The organism is Dactylosporangium sp. NPDC050588, assembly GCF_040654975.1.
GTDB lineage: Bacteria > Actinomycetota > Actinomycetes > Mycobacteriales > Micromonosporaceae > Dactylosporangium > Dactylosporangium maewongense.
This window is the reverse complement of sequence record NZ_JBFAJA010000001.1, coordinates 219,607-237,695: the sequence shown is the minus strand read 5'-3', so window position 1 is coordinate 237,695 and position 18,089 is coordinate 219,607. Positions and strand designations below refer to the sequence as shown.

Below are 18,089 nucleotides of genomic sequence, written 5' to 3'. Positions count from 1 at the left end.
GCGCAGTATCCACCGGGGGTACGACAGTTTCTGTGGGCCGGCGGAGGGGCCTGTCGGGGCGGGTGGATTGGTGGGGGTGGCTAGGATCTGGGGGCGTTGAGGGAGCGATGGGTTTGGATGGGGGTTGGGGTGGAGGCGCGGCGGGCGCGGGTGGTGGAGTTCTGGCAGACGGTTGAGATGTTCAGCCCGCAGAGGGTGGAGAAGGTCGACCGCGAGCAGCTTGTGTTCGGGGTGCGGGCGGGGCAGGCGTTGCCGTGGGAGCCGGGGCATGAGCTGGCGCGGCGGAGGTTGCGGGCGAACCAGGCCTGGCGGCACGTGGTGTACCTGGGGGTCTACCGGCTCGACGAGGTGTTCGAGGTGCTGGCGCGGGTGTTGGAGCCGGACCCTGACAGTTACGACGAGCGGCCGGGTGGGGAGAGTGCGTTCGCCGCGTTCGTGGTGGGTGAGGACGGGCGGGCGGTGCTCGGATCGGAGGTGTTGTCCAGCTGTGCCTGGGCGACCGGGCGGGTGCTGGGCGAGGGGCCGGCGGCGGACTGGGTGGCGCGGTTCGAGCAGGCGTCGAGGGCGTTCGGCGAGCTGTGGCGGGAGGTGGTAACCCACGAGTCCGCCGGGCCGGAGAACGCTGAGAACAATGAAAACGCGGGGGAGGAAAGGCCGGCGCGGGTGCTCGGGGTCGAGGAGCTCGGCGCCTGCCTGGAGCTGGCGGTCGCGGTGGCGGGCACCGGTGACGCGCTGTCGGGGGTGGAGATCCGCGTCAGCAGCCAGGTCGTGGCCCGGCGGAGCGCTGACAACGTGAGCGGGCACGAGTTCCTCAACAGCTTCATCATGAGTGACCTGGCGCTGGTCGCCGGGCAGGTGGCGAAGGGCGACGCCGGGGTCGCGCTGCGGGAGTACCTGCGGCCGGGGAGCGAGATCGCCGTCGCCGGGCGGGTGGACGTACGGGAGCGGATCGAGCACGTGTTCGCGGCGACCGCGCCGGAGACGGTGCCGGCCGGGCGGTGGCCGAGCGATCCGGGGCACTCGTTGGCGTTGAGCCAGCAGCTGGCGGTCAACAGTGCGCTGGCGCTGGGCGGTACCGACGCAGCCGCCGGAATCGTGGGGGTCAACGGGCCTCCGGGGACGGGCAAGACGACGATGCTGCGGGATCTGATCGCGGCGCTCGTGGTCGAGCGGGCCCGGCGGCTGGCCGCCCTGCCCGACCCGCGGCAGGCGTTCAGCGGGCGGCAGCTGCGGTGGAAGACGGGCAACTACCACCGCGTCGTGAGCGCCTGGCGGGCGGACCTGGTCGGCTTCGAGATGGTGGTGGCCTCGGCCAACAACGGCGCGGTGCAGAACGTCACGGACGAGATCCCGGCCGCCGGCGCGATCGCCGGGTGCTGGCGGGAGCGGGCGGCCGCGGTGGACTACTTCCCGCAGGTCGCCGGGGCGCTGCTGGCGGCGGAGGGTGAGGCGCCGGCGCCGGGCGCGGCGTGGGCGCTGGTGGCGGCCCGGCTCGGGAACAAGAGCAACCGCGGGCGGTTCGTCAACGCGTTCTGGTACCACACGCCGGACGACGATCCGCCCGGCGAGGCGTGGTCCGGGCTGCTGGCCGTGCTCAAGGGCTACGAGCAGGACGCGCCGGAGCAGTCGTGGAAGGAGGCCGTGGCCGGCTTCCGGGCCGCTGAGACGCGGGTGGAGGCGATCCGCGCCGAGCGGTCCGAGGCGTACGGCGCCGTCGTCGAGCGGATCGAGCTCGACCGCGAGATCGCCCGGCTGGCCGCGGCGACGGCGGTCGCGGCCGCCAGGGTCGAGGCTGCCAGGCAGCGGCGCGAGACCGCGGTGCGGGTGGAGCGCGAGCGGGCCGCGGAGGCGGAGCGGATCGCGCGGGAGCGCCGGCTGGAGGCCGAGCGGGCCGCCCTGCGGCGCCGGGACGAGGCGGCGCGGGTCGCCGGCGAGCGCCGGGCCGAGGCCGAGCGGATCGTCGCCGGTCGGGTGGCCGACGCCGAGCGTTCGCTGCGCGCGTGGGAGGCCGAGGTGGGCCGGCAGTGGCAGGTCCGGGCCGCGCACCAGCAGGCCCGGCCGGGCTGGTGGGAGTGGCTGCGGACGCTCGGCGCGGCGAACGGGCGCTGGGCGGCGCACGACCGGTGGCTCGACGCCGAGATGGGGGCCGCCCGGCGCGAGCTGGAGGTGCGGCAGGCCGCGCTGGCCGCGGCGCAGCGGGACGCGGACGCGGCGTGGCGGGCCCACGAGGTCGCGAGCCGCGAGGCGGCCACGGCGACGGCGGTGCCCGCCCCGGACGTCACCCACGAGCCGCTGGTGGTCGCGCGCCGGGAGCTCGCCCGGGCCGACGAGGAGGTCACCGCGGCCACCCGGGCCCTGGCAGCGACGGAGACCGCCTGGCACGCCGCCCGGGGCCGGCGCGCCGCCGTCGTCGACCGGCTCGCCGGCTTCGCGGCCGCGCTCGGCCGGCACTTCCCGGACGACGCCTGGTGGACCGACCGCGAGCGTCGCGAGCCGGCCGCGCTGTGGACGGATCCGGAGTGGAACACGGCGCGCAGCGAGCTGTTCCTGGCCGCGCTCGCGCTGCACCGGGCGTTTCTGCGGCACGCGGCCACCGACGTACGCCGGAACCTGCAGGCGGCCATGGACGTCGTCAGCGGTGAGGCGCCGCGCGACCTCGCCCGGGACGCCGCGCTCGCCGCGTGGCAGAGCCTGTTCTTCGTCGTGCCCGTGGTGTCCACGACGTTCGCCTCGTTCGCCCGGCTCTTCGGCCACCTGGGCAGGGAGGCGCTGGGCTGGCTGCTCATCGACGAGGCCGGCCAGGCGACCCCGCAGAACGCCGCCGGGGCGCTGTGGCGGTCCCGCCGCTGCGTGGTGGTCGGCGACCCGCTGCAGCTGGAGCCCGTCACCATGCTGCCGTTCCGCGCCGAGCAGGCCATCCGGGCGGAGCTCGGCGTCGACGAGGAGTGGCTGACCAGCCGCACGTCCGTGCAGCGGCTGGCCGACCGTCTCACACCGTTGGGCACCAGCCTGCCCGCCGACGGCGACGACGAGATCTGGGTCGGCGTCCCGCTCACCGTGCACCGCCGCTGCGACCGGCCGATGTTCGACATCGTCAACGCCATCGCGTACGACGGGCTGATGATCGACGGTACCGGGACCACGGCCCGCGACCGGTTCGCCGCCGAGTTCCCGACCCTGCCCGAATCCAAGTGGATCGACGTCGCCGGCGCCGACGCGCAGGGGCACTGGATCCCGGACGAGGGCCGCCGGCTGGACCGAGTCCTCGGCGTGCTCGACGAGGTCGGTGTCGACATGTCCGAGGTGATGGTCATCGCCCCGTTCCGGGACATCGCCCGGCAGGTCGCCGCCCGGGCCCGGCGGTTCCCGGGGCTCACCGCGGGCACCGTGCACACCGCCCAGGGCAAGCAGGCCGACGTGGTGATCCTCGTGCTCGGCGGCAACCCGGCCCGCCCCGGCGCCCGCCGGTGGGCCGCGAGCCGCCCCAACCTGCTCAATGTCGCCGTCAGCAGGGCCAAGCGCCGCCTGTACGTCATCGGTGACCGCGAGGCGTGGTCGGCGCAGCGGTACTTCAAGACGCTCTCCGCCGACCTGCCGTAAACCTTTCGAAAGGCCTGGGGTTTCCCCGGGGGTGCGACCTACGGTCGCGGCCACACCCCACCCTGGGAGGACTCCCTTGCACAGAAAACTGGGCCGTTGGCCGCGACGCTGGCGGCGGTGGCTGTCGTGCTCAGCTCCGCCGGGACCGCGCAGGCGACCGACGGCGGCGGGGACCGGCGCCGGCCGCTGTCGGCGGTGAACCTGCCGTCCGGCGACAGGGTGCTGTTCTACCTCGGGCAGGACAGCAGCACCCTGGCGGACTTCGACACGGCGGTGCTGGACACCGACCGCGGATTCCCGGTGCCCGCGGGCGTCACGCTGTACACGAACCTCGTCGGGGCGCCGATGAGCGGGATGTTCCAGCCGACCAACTACGGCGCCGGCGACAACGACTTCCCGGCCACGCTCAACACGTACGGCGGCGGGATCGCGGTCGGGTTGTTCCTGTCGGACCCGTCGCAGACGCCGCTGCCGAACCAGGGCAGCGCCACCGCGTGGGCGACGGTCACGATCCCGGTGCCGGTGCCCGACGACGCGGCGGTGACCCTGCGGCTGGACAGCGGCGACGTCGTCTGGGTCGGCTACATCACCCCGGGGCAGCGCAACCGCCGCTGACATCTGCCTGGCGGGGCCGAAATTGTCGTACCCGCCGGGCAGAATCAGACCCATGATGGAGTCCCGACACGTCAGCCGCAGCATCAACCGATCGGCAGGGGACGTCTACGCATACGCGTCGAACCCGGCGAACCTGCCCGCCTGGGCGCCGGGTCTGCTGAAGTCCGTCGAGTGGGTCGACGGGCAATGGGTCGCCGACTCGGACATGGGGCGGATCCTGCTGGACTGGGCGCCGGACAACCCGTTCGGCGTCATGGACCACCACGTGACGGTGCCGTCCGGCGAGACGTTCTACAACCCGATGCGGGTCACCGCCAACGGGGCGGGCAGCGAGGTCGTGTTCAGCGTGCGCCGGCAGCCGGGCATGACGGACGAGGAGTTCGACCGGGACTGCGCGGCGGTCCAGGCCGACCTCGACGCCCTGGCGAGGATCCTGGAAAGTTAGATGCTCGCGTACGGGGGCGACTACACGCCTGAGCAGTGGCCCGAGGAGGTCTGGGCGCAGGACGTCGAGCTGATGCGGGCCGCCGGGGTCAACCTCGTCAGCGTCGGCATGTTCAGCTGGGCGCTGGTCGAGCCGGCCGAGGGGCGGCACACGTTCGAGTGGCTCGACCGGGTGCTGGACCTGCTGCACGGCGCCGGGATCCGGGTCGACCTGGGGACGCCGACCGCCGTGCCGCCGCCGTGGTTCATCCGGCAGCACCCGGGCGCCCGGCTCGTCGACCGGGCCGGGCACGTGCTGGGGCAGGGCGGCCGGCAGAGCTTCTGCCCCAGCTCCCCCGACTACGCGCGGGCGTCGCGAGCGATCGCCGAGCAGCTCGCCCGGCGCTATGGCGGGCATCCGGCGCTGGCGCTGTGGCACGTCCACAACGAGTATGCCGGGGTCAACGCCCACTGCTACTGCGACACGTGCGCGGCGGCGTTCCGCGGGTGGCTGCGCGACCGGCACGGCGACCTGCCCGCGCTGAACGCCGCGTGGGGCACGGCCTTCTGGGGTCAGCGGTATGGCGACTGGGAGGAGATCGACCTGCCGCGGCTCGCGCCGACCGCCGTCAACCCTGCCCAGCAGCTGGACTTCCTGCGGTTCTGCTCCGACACGCACCTCGCCAACTACCGGCGGGAGCGCGACGCGCTGAAGCAGCACTCCCCCGGCGTCCCGGTCACCACCAACTTCATGATCGCCAACTGCAAGTGGCTGGACTACTGGAAGTGGGCGCGTGAGGTCGACGTCGTCGCCAACGATCACTACCTGACCGCCGAGCGGGACGACCGGCACGTCGAGCTGGCCATGTGCGCGGACCTCACCCGCGGCCTCGCCGGGGGCGCGCCGTGGCTGCTCATGGAGCACTCGACCGGCGCCGTCAACTGGCAGCCGCGCAACATCGCGAAGCGCCCCGGCGAGCTGGCCCGCAACAGCCTGGCGCACGTCGCCCGCGGCGCCGACGGGGTGCTGTTCTTCCAGTGGCGGGCGTCGCGGTCGGGTGCCGAGAAGTTCCACTCCGCGATGCTGCCGCAGGGCGGCACCGGCACCAGGATCTGGCGCGAGGTCACCGAGCTCGGCGAGCGGCTCGCCGGCCTGGGCGCGGTGCGCGGCACCCGGGTCGCTGCGGACGTCGCCGTCGTCTGGGACTGGGAGTCGTGGTGGGCGCTCGAGCTGGAGTGGCGGCCGTCGGTGGACCTCGCGTTCCGTGAGCGGGTCGAGGCCTACTACGGGCGGCTGTGGCGCGACCACCTGACCGTCGACTTCGTGCACCCGTCGGCCGACCTGGAGCGGTATCCGCTGGTCGTGGTGCCGTCGCTGTACCTGACGACGCCGGCCGCCGCGGCGAACCTCGACCGGTATGTGTCCGGCGGCGGGACGCTCGTCGTGTCGTACTTCTCCGGCATCGTCGACACCGACGACACCGTGCCCGACGGCCCCTACCCGGGCGCGCTGCGCGACCTGCTCGGCCTCACCGTCGAGGAGTTCCTGCCCCTGCGCGCGGGCGAGCGGGTCACCCTCAGCGACGGCTCCACCGCCGACGTCTGGGCCGAGCACGTGGTCCTCGCGGGCGCGGAGGCCGTGCTGTCCTATGTGGACGGGCCGGCGCCGGGCGGCCCGGCCGTCACCCGCCACCGGCACGGGCGGGGCGTCGCCTGGTATGTCTCCACCCGCCCGGCGGATCTCGGCCCGCTGCTGCGGCAGGTGTACGACGGAGCGGGGCTGAGCCCCCTGCTGGCGCGGCTGCCGGACCTTCCGGACACCGTGGAGGTGGTGCGCCGGCCGCCGTTCCTGTTCGCGATCAACCACGGCGGGACCCCGGCCGACGTGCGGGGCGTCACGGTCGAGCCCGGCGCAGTGGCGGTCGTCCGCGACGGTCCGGCATAGGGTTGGGGCATGGCCAACCGTCTCGCCGACGCGACCTCGCCGTATCTGCAGCAGCACAAGGACAACCCGGTCGACTGGTGGCAGTGGTCGCCTGAGGCGTTCGAGGAGGCACGACGCCGGGACGTTCCCGTGCTCATCTCCGTCGGCTACGCCGCATGTCACTGGTGTCATGTGATGGCGCACGAGTCGTTCGAGCACGAGGGCGTCGCGGCGCTGGTCAACGAGCTGACGGTGCCGGTGAAGGTGGACCGGGAGGAGCGGCCGGACGTCGACGCGGTGTACATGACGGCGACGCAGGCGATGACCGGGCAGGGCGGCTGGCCGATGACGGTGTTCGCCACGCCCGACGGGGAGCCGTTCTACTGCGGCACCTACTTCCCGCGGGACGCGTTCCAGCGGCTCGTCCACGCCGTGTCGGACGCCTGGCGGACCCAGCGCGACGCGGTGCTCCAGCAGAGCGCGGCGGTGGTCGACGCGATCAGGCAGGTCGCCGCGAAGCCACCCGCCGGCCCGATGCACGAGGGCGTCCTCAACGCGGCCGCGCAGAGCCTCGTGAAGGCCTACGACAAGGAGCACGGCGGGTTCGGCGGGGCGCCCAAGTTCCCCCCGCACATGAACCTGCTGTTCCTGCTGCGGCACTACCAGCGCACCCACGACGACGAGGTGCTGGGCATCGTGCGGTACACGGCCGAGCGGATGGCCCGGGGCGGGATGTATGACCAGCTCGCCGGCGGCTTCGCGCGCTACTCGGTGGACGAGACGTGGACGGTGCCGCACTTCGAGAAGATGCTCTACGACAACGCGCTGCTGCTGCGGATGTATGTGCAGCTCGACCGCATCGCCGGCGGCGGCACCGCGCGGCGGGTGGCCGGCGAGGTCGCCGACTTCCTGCGCCGCGACCTGCACGACGGCCACGGGTTCATCTCGGCGCTGGACGCCGACACCGACGGCGTCGAGGGCCTCACGTACGTGTGGACACCGAAGCAGATCGACGAGGTGCTCGGCGAGATCGACGGCGCGTGGGCGCGCTACCTGCTGGAGGTGACCGCCGACGGCACGTTCGAGCACGGCGCGTCGGTGCTGCAGCTGCCGGAGGACCCGCTCAACCTGGAGCGCTGGCTCGACATCAAGCGGCGCCTGCTGGAGGCCAGGGACGCCCGGCCGCAGCCCAGCCGCGACGGCAAGATCGTCGCGGCGTGGAACGGGCTGGCCATCACCGCGCTGATCGAGTTCGGCCAGGTGTATGGCGACCAGCAGGCCGTCCAGCTCGCCGTGGACACCGCGCGGTATCTGGCGGAGACCCACCTCGTCGACGGCCGCCTGCGGCGGGTGTCGCGCGACGGCGTCGCCGGCGCTCCGGCCGGCGTCCTGGAGGACTACGGCGCCGTCGCGGAGGCGTTCTGCGCGGTGCACCAGGCGACCGGAGACGGCGAGTGGCTGACCCTCGCGGGCCGGCTCCTCGACGTGGCCCTCGAGCGGTTCGCCGACCCGGCCGGCGGCTTCTTCGACACGGCCGACGACGCGGAGCAGCTGGTCAGCCGCCCCGCCGACGTGACCGACAACGCGACCCCGTCCGGCCTGTCGGCGATCGCGGCGGCGCTCGTCGCCTACTCGGCGCTGACGGCGGACACCGCGAAGCGGGAGGCGGCGGAGCGCGCCCTGGCCACGGTCGCCATGGTGGCGGCCACCCACGGCCGGTTCACCGGTTACGCGTGCGCGGTCGGCGAGGCGCTGCTGTCCGGCCCGTACGAGATCGCGATCGCCACCCAGGACCGCCACGACCCGCTCGTCACCGCCGCCTGGTGGCACGCCCCGCCCGGCGCGGTGGTCGTCGCCGGCCCGCCGGACACGCCGGGGGTGCCGCTGCTGGAGAGCCGGATCCTGCGGGACGGCCGGCCCACGGCGTACATCTGCCGCGGCTTCGTCTGCGACGCGCCGGTCACCGAGCTGGAGGACCTGGTCTCAGGCCTCGGCTAGGAGCGCCGTTCCCCTCAGGGCGAACACGCCCTTCTTTGGCATGCTCTTGTAACGGTGTAATCATGTAATCAGAGTTGCTGGAGCAAGCGAGTAAGGGAGTAAGCAGATGCGACGAGGAGAATGGGGCCGCGGCGGCGGTCCGCGCAGCGAGCCCCCGCCCGCCACCGACGCGCCCGCCTGGATCGGCGGCGCGCTGCCCGACGGCTGGTTCACCGGGCCCGCCGAGATCACCATCGACCGCGACGAGATCACCATCGTCGGCCGGCTCAGCGACCCGCCCCTCCCCGACGACGCGACCGACGCCGACCGGTCCGCCGCCGAGCAGGGCCGCATCGCCGGGTTCCGGGAGACCACCCGCGACCAGCGGATCGGCATCGCCCAGCAGCTGGAGCGGCGCTACCAGCGCAAGGTCGCGTGGGGCGTGCGGGTCGGCGAGACCCGGGAGCTGTTCACCACGTTCTCCGCGCCGGTCATGACCCGGCTGCGGCAGGCCGAGCGGCAGGTCCTGGACACCCTCGTGGACTCCGGCGTGGCCCGGTCCCGCTCGGAGGCGCTGGCCTGGTGCGTCGCCCTCGTCGGCCAGCACGCCGAGTCGTGGCTGGCCGAGCTCCGCCAGGCCATGACCCAGGTCGACGAGCTCCGCAAGCAGGGCCCGTCGGTGTGATCCACGCCGGGCACCGCCGGGAGGGCCCGCCGGTGTGATCCGTGCCGGTCGCGGCGCCCGGGACTCGGGTGCCGCGACCGGAAAACGCTAGGCTCACCAGCCTATGGACTCGCGAACCGGACTCCCCGTCGTGGGCATGGTGGGCGGCGGCCAGCTGGCCCGCATGACCCACCAGGCCGCCATCGCCCTCGGACAGTCGCTCCGGGTGCTCGCCGTCTCCGCCGACGACGGGGCCGCGCTCGTCGCCGCCGACGTCGTCATCGGCCGGCACGATGACATCGACGCGGTGCGGGCGTTCGCGAAGGGGTGCGACGTGGTCACCTTCGACCACGAGCACGTGCCCGGCGACCTGATCCGCACGCTCGCCGCGGAGGGTGTCACGCTGCTGCCGGGGGCCGACGCCCTCCGGTACGCGCAGAACAAGCGCGACATGCGCGCCCACCTCGCGGAGCTCGGCTTCCCCGTGCCCCGCTGGACGGACGGCGACCTCCAGCAGTTCGGCGACGAGGTCGGCTGGCCGATCATCGTCAAGACCGCCACGGGTGGCTACGACGGCCGCGGCGTCTTCGTCGCCCACTCGGTCGCCGACATCCCGGACGTGGCGGGGCTGATCGGCGAGGAACGCGTCCAGCTCAAGCGGGAGCTCGCCGCCGTCGTCGCCAGGTCGCCGCTCGGCCAGGTGGCCGCCTACCCGGTCGTCGAGACCGTGCAGCAGGACGGCATCTGCGTCGAGGTGCTCGCGCCGGCGCCCGGGCTCGACGAGGACGTGGCCGTCGAGGCGCAGCGGCTCGCCATCGACATCGCCACCCGGCTCGGCGTGGTCGGCGTGCTCGCCGTGGAGCTGTTCGAGACGACGACCGGGAAGATCCTGGTCAACGAGCTGGCGATGCGCCCGCACAACTCCGCGCACTGGACGATCGAGGGCGCCAGGACCTCGCAGTTCGAGCAGCACCTGCGGGCCGTGCTCGACTACCCGATGGGCGATACCAGGCTCACCGCCCCCGCGGTCGTGATGGCCAACGTGCTCGGCGGCGCGCCCGGCGGGATGCCGATCGACGAGCGGCTGCACCACCTGTTCGCCGAGGAGCCCGGCGCCAAGGTCCACCTGTACGGCAAGCAGGTCCGGCCGGGGCGCAAGATCGGCCACGTGACGGTCCTCGGCGACGACATGGAAGACTGCCGCCGGCGCGCCGCCCGGGCCGCCCGGATCCTCGAAGAAGGGTATGTGCATTGACCGACGTCGGCATCATCATGGGCAGCGACTCCGACTGGCCCGTGATGCGGCTCGCCGCCGAGGCGCTGGACGAGTTCGGCGTGTCCTATGAGGTACGGGTCGTCTCCGCCCACCGCACTCCGCACCTGATGCTCGACTACGCCGGCGAGGCCGTCGCCCGCGGGATGAAGGTCATCATCGCGGGGGCCGGCGGCGCGGCGCACCTGCCGGGCATGGTCGCCTCCGCCACTCCCCTGCCGGTCATCGGGGTGCCGGTACCGCTGAAATACCTCGACGGCATGGACTCGTTGATGTCGATCGTGCAGATGCCGGCCGGCATCCCCGTCGCCACCATGGCGATCGGCGGCGCCCGCAACGCCGGGCTGATGGCCGCCCGCATCCTCGCCGTCGGCGACCCCGAGCTGCTGGCGAAGGTCCGTGACTTCCAGGAGTCGCTGCGCGCGATGGTGGCGGAGAAGGACGCCGCCCTCTCCGCCACCATCGCGGGCCTCAACGCTTAGGGCGTCACGGGGCCCACGGTGCGGCCAGGTTCCAGCTGCTGTCGGCGCTGAGCGCCTGCGGCCGCTGGAACCCGGTGCCGTTGCCGGCGGAGATGTACACCTGCGACTCGAAGTGCCGCAGGTACGAGCCGGGGATGTTGATCGACTCGAACGTGATGCCGGTGCCGCCGATGCCCGGGCGGGCGCAGAACGTGGCGTCGGCGAGGAACAGCGCCGAGCCGTCGTTCACCGAGTTGCGGACCCGGCTGTCGGCGTGCCGCAGGAACTGGCCGGGGAAGTTCACCGACTCGAACGAGTAGCACGACGAGTCGGCCAGCCCGCGCCGCACCGTGTACGTGGCGTCGGCCTTCAGCAGGGCGCTGCTGCCGCCGTTCACGATCTCGGTGTAGGCGAGGCTGTCCGAGTGCCGCAGGTAGCGGTCGGTGAAGCCCCACGTGGTGACCTGCAGCGACTTGCGCACGTCGGTCTGCAGCAGCACCGAGCTGCGCCACAGTGCCGGGTTCGCCGTGTTCCAGGTCGCGTCGGCGGCGAAGCCTGACGCGGTGTCCCACGCGTTGGCGCCGCCGCTGCGCGCCAGGTAGACGTTGTCGGCGTAGTGGCGCAGGTACGAGCCGGGGAAGTTGTACGACTCGAACGACGTGCCGCCCGCCGCCAGCCCGGGCCGGCTGCACCAGGTCGCGTCCGCGGCGAAGCTGCCGCCCGTGTCGGGGTCGATGCGGACGCGGGAGTTGGCGTGCCGCAGGTACTGGCCGGGGAAGTTCACGGACTCGAACGAGTAGCACCGAGGGTCGGCCAGGCCGGCCACCGTGCGGAACGACGCGTCCTGCCGCGCCCCGTCGGCGCTCGCCGAGCTGAGCACGTCGGTGCGGGCGAAGCTGTTCGAGTGCCGCAGGTAGCGGTTCGTCAGCCCGGCCGTGGTCACCTGGAACGACCTGACGTGCCCGAGGGTCATCGGCACGGCCGCGTTCAGGTTCTTCGACGCGTTGATGAGGTTGGTGTTCGCGGCGCGGACCAGGTTGGTGTCGACCTTCTGGATCCGCCGGTCGTAGGTGAGCAGCCCGTTGTACTCGCCCTCGACGTCGGTGATCTCGGTGTACACGTACGCCGACAGGCCCCGCGTCGTCATGAGCGCCTGCGTGTCGCGGATCATGCCGGTGAACCGGTCGTTGAGCTGCGCGTTGCTGAACACCTGCTCGTACGCGAAGAACTGCCCGTCCGGGCTCCACTCGTGCCCGGACGTGCGCAGGCCGATCCCGCCGAACTCGCCGAGGACCGAGACGCGGGTCGATGACGGCAGCGGGGCGTCAGGACCGGTGTAGATGTGCCAGTCGATGATGTCGCCGGTGCCGGGGTCGCCCTTGGACGCGCAGCAGTTGTAGCCGCTGTGCGGGTTCACCAGGCGGGTCGGGTCGTAGTTCTTCAGGTCCGTGGTGATCCGCTGGGTGTCGGCGAGGTTCCACTCGCCCCAGCCCTCGTTGAACGGTACATAGGTGACGACCGCCGGCGAGAACCGGTGCTCGTCGATGATCTCGCGCGCCTCGGTCTCCAGCTCGGCGATCTGCGCCGGCGTCCGGTTCGCGTCGAACGCCTGCGTCGACGGGATGTCCTGCCACACCAGCAGGCCCAGGCGGTCGGCGTGGTAGTACCAGCGCGCGGGCTCGACCTTGATGTGCTTGCGGACCATGTTGAACCCGAGGTCCTTGTGCTTCTGCAGGTCGGAGGCGAGCGCGGCGTCGGTCGGCGCGGTGTAGAGCCCGTCGGGCCAGAAGCCCTGGTCGAGCGTGCCGGCCTGGAAGATGAACTCCCCGTTGAGGGTCGGGCGGAGCACGCCGTTGACCAGCTTCTTGCCGATCTCCCGCATCCCGAAGTAGCTCACGACCTGGTCCACGGTCGCGCCGGCGCTGTTGCGCAGCGAGACCCGCAGGTTGTACAGGAACGGGTCGTCCGGCGACCACCGGCGCGCGTTCGGCACCGGCACGCTGAACTCGGTGAACCCGCCGGTCGCGCTGCCGACGATGGTCGTGCCGTTCATCGCCTCGGCGAAGACGGTGTGCCCGGTGACGTTGCCGCGGGTGAAGACCCTGACCCGCGCGGTGTTGTTGGCCAGGTTGGCGTAGATGTCGACGGAGTAGATCGACGACACCGGCGTCGGCTCCAGCCACACCGTCTGCCAGATCCCGGACGTCGGCGTGTAGAAGATGCCGCTCGGGCTGTTGGTCTGCTTGCCGATCGGCTGCTTCTCGCCGCGGCCGTCGGTCGGGTCGTACACGCGCACGACGATCTCGTTGACACCGCCGTTGAGCTGCGGCGTGATGTCGACCTCGAACCGGTCGTAGCCGCCCTTGTGGGTGGTGACCTGCACCCCGTTGACCCACACGGTGGCCTCGTAGTCCACGGCGCCGAAGTGCAGCTGGACGCGCCGCCCGTTCCACCCGGCCGGCACGGTGAACGTCCGCCGATAGAACATCAGGTCACGGTTGTCGTTGCGCATGATGCCGGACAGCGCCGACTCGACCGGGAACGGCACCAGGATCCGCTCCGGCAGCGTCTGCCCCAGCGGCGGCGCCGCGTAGCGGTTCACGTTGCCGGCGCCGTCGGTGGCGGGGTTCAGGAACTCCCACTCCCCGTTGAGCGACTGCCACTCGTTGCGGGTCATCTGCGGCCGCGGGTATTCGGGCAGCGGGTTCGTCGTGGACACCTGGCTGGTCCACGGCGTCGTCAGCGGCGGCGTCTTCGGCACGACGGCCGAGGCCGGCGCACCCGACGCCACCAGCCCCCCGGCGACGACGGTCAGGACGGCCAGTGTGCGGGCGAGGAGGTGGCGCATCGAACTCCTTCTGGCGGGAAAGAGCACGCGGAACCGGCCCGCGGCCGGTTGGCGATCGGCCGCGCGCTGGCAGCGAGCGTTGTGGCGGGCATCGACGGGCTTGGGTAGGGCCCAGGTTCCGGGAACGTAACATGAAACATTCCCGAACGGAACAGCTCACATGCGCCCATTAATCAAACAGAATCCACCATAGTTTTCGAAAGACACTTGGCACCACCCGCCGCAAGCACTCATCGAGGCCGCTGGAGGGCCGCTCTTCGCGGCTGTCGCGGTGGCCTCGACGGAGTCGTTCCGCCAGTTCGACAACGCGCCGACCCGCCACATTGGACGGTCGGCACACAGGGGCTACCAGACCGCGGACACAGTGCTCGCCGTGTACGGCGACGCGGGTCCATCCCTGATCCGACCGCCGACCCCGCCCGCCTCCATCGGCAGCCCCGACCCGCACTTGATCCAGATCACGCGAGCGGCCGCCGCACCCGCCCGGACGCAGCGCTACACGCCCGAGGCCCATGCCCGTTGGGGTGGCCACGGCCGAGCGCCACCCCCGTGTGTCTCAACGGCGGCGGGGCGCCATACCCATTGGATGACGGTCAGCCAGCGAGGCCGGCGAAACGCGGGCTCACCGACGAGACGCTGCGCGCAGACTCCCTCCACCGGGCCGTCGACCCGACGCGGGCTCCCACCGACGAGACGCTGCGCGCAGACTCCCTCCGCCGGGCCGTCGACCCGGTCCGGACGACGGCAGGCCGTGCAATGCGGGCGAGGCTCAGGCGCGGTGGCCGTTGGGGATGGCGGCGCGGACGGCGTCCCAGGGCATGGCGGCGACGGCGCGGGTTAAGCGGGTGGACCAGGCGACGACGACGTCCAGGTCGCCGGAGCCCTCGCACAGCAGATACTGCCCCTCGATCCACCACGGCGGGACGGCCATGAAGAGCTCGGGGACCGGGACGCGGCCGGCGAAGAGGCTCGCGAGGGCGGGGTCGGGCGCACCGGGGGCGACCTGGCCGGTCTGGTCGAAGGCGGTGTGCGACAGATACGGCACCGGGGTGGGCAGCGGCACCATCCAGATGGTCTGCACCGGGTCGGAGCGGCGGGGTTTGCGCCGGTACCGGTCTCCGACGAGCACCGGCACGCCGTCGACGGTGCCCCTGAGCACGTCATACAGGTCGACGGACTGGGCGTGCTCCTGGACGCCGATGACGGCGCGCCCGGTCTGCGGGCCGGGGACGGGCACGGCGAGCGAGGGCAGGAACTCCCAGCCGCGCTGGGAGGCCAGCCGCTGCCGGGCGCGGGTCGGGCGCAGTGCGGGCAGGCGCCGGTACGCATTGAGCACCACCGACAGGACGCCCATCTCCAGGGCCAGGACCACGGTCGCCGTCACGTACTTGTTGACCTGCGGGATCAGGGCGGCCACGGCGATCATCGTGACGAGACCGCCGATGGCGGCGAAGATCGCGCCGACGACGGCGATCCGGCCGTCGAAGCGGGTCCCGAGCAGGCCGACGGTGACGCCGATGACGAGGAAGCCGATGACCGCCGCCATCGGGCCGGGCAGCCCGGCCCTGGACAGCGGGACGGCGATGGCGGCGACGAGAAGACCACCGACGATGACGGCGAGGACCGCGATGGCGCGGTCGCTGAGGCCGACGCCGGCCGGGCCGCGGCCGACCTCCCGTCGCGCCGGCCGGATCTGGCACCGGCGGGCGACGAGCTCCGCCTCGAGCCGCTCGACGAATGCCTTGTAGTCCGTCTTGTCGGCGCCGGTGATGTCCACCGCGCGGCCGTCGAGCGTGACCAGGCCGGCTGCGGTGATCTTGTCGTCCTTGCGGGTGACGTACATCTCGTCGATCCACGAGAACGGGGCGGCGTCGACGCTGCGGTTGCGGCTCCACACCAGGCCGTGCTCGTAGTGGTGGACGACGACGTAGGCGCCGAAGAGCCGGTAGAAGGCATAGCCCGCCGCGGCCAGGCCGGCGATCGCCAGCAGCACGACGATCAGGGCGAGCGCCTTCACCTGGAGGAACTCGATGGACGAGACGATCCAGCTGATGAGGGCGGCGGCACCGAACAGGATCGCCGAGATGACGAGGCCGGTGGCGCACTCCACCACCGGGTGGTCGCCCTTGTGCATGGCGACGTGCGCGCCGAGCTGCTGCCGCTCCGCGAGCGCGGCCACGCGTGGCGGCACGCTGACGGTCGATGCGTCCATGGTTCCCCCGTCCTGGTCGATCGACGCAGGACGCTACGCCATGTGGCGTCCGCCCCGCGACCCCAGCCGCGTTGACTTCCACCACGGAGTCTGTCACTGTTCTAGAACTGTCGCAACTGTTCTAGAACTCTGGGAGTGGGCATGGGCGATCTGCTGATCCGGCCGAGCCGCACGCCGTCGCGCGTCCGGCTGATGGACGACCCGGGACCACTGGGCAGGTTCGGGGACTATGGCGGGCGTTACGTCCCCGAGTCCCTGATCCCCGCCTGCCGGCGGGTCGAGGAGGCGTTCCGGGAGGCGTGGGCCGACCCCGCGTTCCGGCACCAGCTGGCCGGCCTGCTCGCCACGCACGCCGGCCGGCCGACGCCGCTGACCCCCGCGGTGCGGCTGTCCGCCGAGCTCGGCGTGACGCTGCTGCTCAAGCGGGAGGACCTCACCCACACGGGCTCACACAAGATCAATAACGTGATCGGCCAGGCGCTGCTCGCGAGCAGGATGGGGCACAAGCGGCTGATCGCCGAGACGGGCGCCGGGCAGCACGGGGTGGCGACGGCGACCGCGGCGGCGATGTTCGGCATGGCGGCGACCGTGTTCATGGGCGAGCGCGACATCGAGCGGCAGGCGCTCAACGTGTTCCGGATGCGGATGCTCGGCGCCGAGGTCGTGCCCGTCCGCACCGGCGCGAGGACGTTGAAGGACGCCACCAGCGAGGCGATGCGGCACTGGGTCGGCTCGACCGCCGACAGCTACTACTGCATGGGATCCGTGCTCGGCCCGATGCCCTATCCGTGGATGGTGCGCGAGTTCCAGCGGGTCATCGGCGACGAGGCGCGCCAGCAGTGCGCCACGGCGCTGCCGGCGGCGGTGCCCGACCACGTCGTGGCGTGCGTCGGCGGCGGGTCCAACGCGGCCGGGACCTTCGCCGGGTTCGTCGACACCACGGCGAAGCTGGTCGGGGTCGAGGCCGAGGGCGGCGCCGGCGCGACCCGCGGCAGCCTCGGCGTGCTGCACGGGGTGCGGTCGATGTTCCTGCAGGACGACGACGGCCAGGTCCTGGAGGCCCACTCGATCGCCGCGGGGCTCGACTATCCGGGCATCGGCCCCGAGCACGTGCACCTGCGGGACCTCGGCCGCGCCCGGTATGTGACGGTCAGCGACGCCGAGGTGGTCGACGCCGTCGTCCGGCTCGCCCGCACCGAGGGGATCGTGGCGGCGCTCGAGTCCGCGCACGCGGTCGCGTGGGTGATCCGTGCCGCCGCCGACGGCACGCTGCCCGCCGGCTCGACCGTCCTGCTGACCCTGTCCGGGCGCGGCGACAAGGACATCTCCGCACTGAAGGAGCTGCTGTGAAGCTGCCGACCGACCGCAAGGTCCTGATGCCGTATCTCACCGGCGGCGCCGTCGCCGAGTGGACCGACCACCTCCGGGCGCTGGTCGACAACGGTGCCGACGCGATCGAGGTCGGCCTGCCGTTCTCCGACCCGACGCTCGACGGCGCCACGATCCAGGAGGCGACCCAGGCGGCCCTCACCCGGGGCGCGACGCTGCGCGGCATCCTGGCCCGCATCCCGGAGGTCGCCGGGGCCGTGCCGCTCGTCGCCAGCACGTATGCCAATCTCCTCGTCCGCGACGACGCGTTCTGCCGCAGCCTCCGCGACGCCGGTTTCGACGGGCTGATCGTCCCCGACCTGCCGCTGGAGGAGTGCGCCGAGGCAAGTGCCAAGGCAGAAGAGCAGGACCTGGATCTGGTGCTGCTGGCGTCCCCCGCCACCCCGGACGAGCGCCTCGGCGAGATCGCGCGGCGCAGCCGGGGCTTCGTGTATGCGGTCACGGTCATGGGCACGACCGGCGAGCGCGAGACCCTCGCCGCGTCCGCCGCCGACCTGGCGCGCCGGCTCGCCGGCCGCTGCGACCTGCCTGTGTTGCTAGGATTCGGCATCTCCACCCCGGCCCAGGCGGCCGAGGCAGCCCGCCTCGCCGACGGTGTCGTCATCGGCGCCGCGATCATGCGCCGGGTGCTCGACGGCGCCACGCCGGCCGAGATCGGGGCCTATGTCCGGTCGATCCGGGAGGCCATGGACGAAGGGTGAGC

General features: G+C 72.6%; 12 protein-coding genes. 10 read left to right on the top strand and 2 right to left on the bottom strand.

Annotated elements, in window-relative coordinates:
- Positions 1-117: 117 nt before the first annotated feature.
- The 8 genes from AB0I21_RS01095 to purE all read left to right on the top strand — a co-directional run bounded on the left by AB0I21_RS01095 (position 118) and on the right by purE (position 10,958).
- Positions 118-3,600 (top strand): ATP-binding protein, encoded by a 3,483-nt coding sequence (locus AB0I21_RS01095; protein WP_360558080.1) that lies wholly within the window; start codon positions 118-120, stop codon positions 3,598-3,600.
- Positions 3,601-3,717: 117 nt separating this feature from the next.
- Positions 3,718-4,215 (top strand): hypothetical protein, encoded by a 498-nt coding sequence (locus AB0I21_RS01090; protein ID WP_360558078.1) that lies wholly within the window; start codon positions 3,718-3,720, stop codon positions 4,213-4,215.
- Positions 4,216-4,267: 52 nt separating this feature from the next.
- On the top strand, positions 4,268-4,660 hold the full coding sequence (locus AB0I21_RS01085) for an SRPBCC family protein (protein ID WP_344501686.1): 393 nt from the start codon (positions 4,268-4,270) through the stop codon (positions 4,658-4,660).
- Complete coding sequence (locus AB0I21_RS01080; protein ID WP_360558076.1) at positions 4,661-6,583, top strand: beta-galactosidase; 1,923 nt, start codon at positions 4,661-4,663, stop codon at positions 6,581-6,583.
- A gap of 9 nt (positions 6,584-6,592) precedes the next feature.
- Positions 6,593-8,560: a thioredoxin domain-containing protein gene (locus tag AB0I21_RS01075; RefSeq protein WP_360558075.1), complete on the top strand. Its 1,968-nt coding sequence runs from the start codon at positions 6,593-6,595 to the stop codon at positions 8,558-8,560.
- Positions 8,561-8,666: 106 nt separating this feature from the next.
- Entirely contained in the window at positions 8,667-9,224 is a 558-nt protein-coding gene (locus AB0I21_RS01070; protein WP_360558073.1) for a hypothetical protein, read from the top strand.
- Between the two features lie 103 nt (positions 9,225-9,327).
- Positions 9,328-10,458, top strand: a complete 1,131-nt coding sequence (locus AB0I21_RS01065) for a 5-(carboxyamino)imidazole ribonucleotide synthase (RefSeq protein ID WP_360558072.1) — start codon at positions 9,328-9,330, stop codon at positions 10,456-10,458.
- Positions 10,455-10,958 carry a 5-(carboxyamino)imidazole ribonucleotide mutase gene (gene purE, locus AB0I21_RS01060; protein ID WP_360558070.1) on the top strand — a complete coding sequence of 168 codons (504 nt, stop codon included), beginning with the start codon at positions 10,455-10,457 and terminating at the stop codon, positions 10,956-10,958. Before AB0I21_RS01065 ends, purE begins: the two co-directional genes overlap by 4 nt.
- 4 nt (positions 10,959-10,962) lie before the next feature.
- On the opposite strand, the gene AB0I21_RS01055 is transcribed toward purE, so the two are convergent.
- Together AB0I21_RS01055 and AB0I21_RS01050 are read right to left on the bottom strand one after the other, a co-directional pair.
- Complete coding sequence (locus tag AB0I21_RS01055; RefSeq protein ID WP_360558068.1) at positions 10,963-13,785, bottom strand: AbfB domain-containing protein; 2,823 nt, start codon at positions 13,783-13,785, stop codon at positions 10,963-10,965.
- Positions 13,786-14,554: 769 nt separating this feature from the next.
- Positions 14,555-15,997, bottom strand: a complete 1,443-nt coding sequence (locus AB0I21_RS01050) for a hypothetical protein (protein WP_360558066.1) — start codon at positions 15,995-15,997, stop codon at positions 14,555-14,557.
- Between the two features lie 192 nt (positions 15,998-16,189).
- Here AB0I21_RS01050 and trpB point away from each other — a divergent pair, with 192 nt between their 5' ends.
- Both trpB and trpA read left to right on the top strand, forming a co-directional pair.
- A complete protein-coding gene (gene trpB / locus AB0I21_RS01045) occupies positions 16,190-17,347 on the top strand; it encodes a tryptophan synthase subunit beta (RefSeq protein ID WP_354890945.1) in 1,158 nt (385 codons plus the stop codon).
- Positions 17,344-18,087 carry a tryptophan synthase subunit alpha gene (gene trpA, locus AB0I21_RS01040; protein ID WP_360558064.1) on the top strand — a complete coding sequence of 248 codons (744 nt, stop codon included), beginning with the start codon at positions 17,344-17,346 and terminating at the stop codon, positions 18,085-18,087. Before trpB ends, trpA begins: the two co-directional genes overlap by 4 nt.
- The last annotated feature ends 2 nt before the right edge of the window (positions 18,088-18,089 follow it).